Origin of the sequence: Endozoicomonas sp. ALB115 (assembly GCF_049310245.1) — a bacterium.
GTDB lineage: Bacteria > Pseudomonadota > Gammaproteobacteria > Pseudomonadales > Endozoicomonadaceae > Endozoicomonas.
This window is the reverse complement of the sequence record NZ_JBLYZG010000204.1, coordinates 1-1,037: the sequence shown is the minus strand read 5'-3', so window position 1 is coordinate 1,037 and position 1,037 is coordinate 1. Positions and strand designations below refer to the sequence as shown.

Annotated in this window: 1 protein-coding gene; it reads left to right on the top strand. The window is 44.2% G+C overall.

What is annotated here, in order from left to right; genetic code table 11:
* Positions 1 to 67 precede the first annotated feature (67 nt).
* Positions 68 to 1,024 (top strand): IS1595 family transposase, encoded by a 957-nt coding sequence (locus ACO6VE_RS24645; RefSeq protein WP_422464165.1) that lies wholly within the window; start codon positions 68 to 70, stop codon positions 1,022 to 1,024.
* Positions 1,025 to 1,037 lie beyond the last annotated feature (13 nt).

Here is a 1,037-nt window from a genome sequence, read left to right as displayed (position 1 = left end):
GGCTATGTTTGTTTTAAAGGTTGATAGGTCTAAACTGTCGTGATCCCCTGCAATGGGAGGCTACGTTATGAAGCCCCAACAGTTTCAAGATCTTCTTAATGCTGTGCCGTTATTAAGCAGCCAGCAGCGAAATACTCTTATCAATGCTCTATCAGAGCAAAATTCTCCTTCCGATATTGCAAAGTCTATTGAGGATAGTTTTGTACGGGCTCCAAAATGTCCTCATTGTGGATCTGAAGCCCTTCAGCGCTGGGGGAAAAGGAACAAACGCCAACGATTTCGGTGCAAGATTTGCCGAAAAACACTGAACGCTTTTTCCAAAACACCTTTGGCCCGTTTAAGACGCCCTGAAGCATGGCCGAAATATCTTGAGGGAATGACCCACTCTTTAACGCTTCGCCCGGCTGCCAAGCAATGCGGAGTTTCGTTAAATACATCATTCCGTTGGCGACATCGTTTTTTACAGGTCATTGAGCATGATCAGGCACCAGAACTCAGTGGTATTGCCGAACTCGATGAAACTTTTTTTCGTGAATCTTTTAAAGGTCAAAAAAAAGGCCTGCCAAGACCCGCGAGGAAACGAGGTAGTGATAAAAAGACAGACTGTCGAAAAATACCAGTCATGGTAGCTAGAGACCGAGGAAGTCAGACGGTTGATGGTGTATTGAAAAATGAGAGCGCTGATGAACTCTGTCGCCATTTAAATGGTCGGATAAATATTGAAACTGTCGTATGTGCCGATGCCAGTCTTGCACATGAAAAGCTTGCGAGAGCGTTAGGATTTACTTTTAAGGAGCTGGTGTCATCCTCTGGAATACGGGTGATAGAAGGTGTTTTTCACTTACAGCATGTGAATGCATACCACAGCCACCTGAAGCAGTGGATTACAGGGATTTTTCACGGAGTTGCGACAAAATATCTATCACACTATCTGGGATGGAGAAGGGCTTTAACTGGCATCAATGCTCTAACATCTGATCGACTGGGCAACAAAATTTTAGAATTTCTTCACTTCAACCCTTAAACGCAACATAGCT

Coding starts and splice junctions, on each gene's coding strand:
- ACO6VE_RS24645 (WP_422464165.1), top strand. CDS start 68: ATGAAGCCCCAACAGTTTCAAGATCTTCTTAATGCTGTGCCGTTATTA.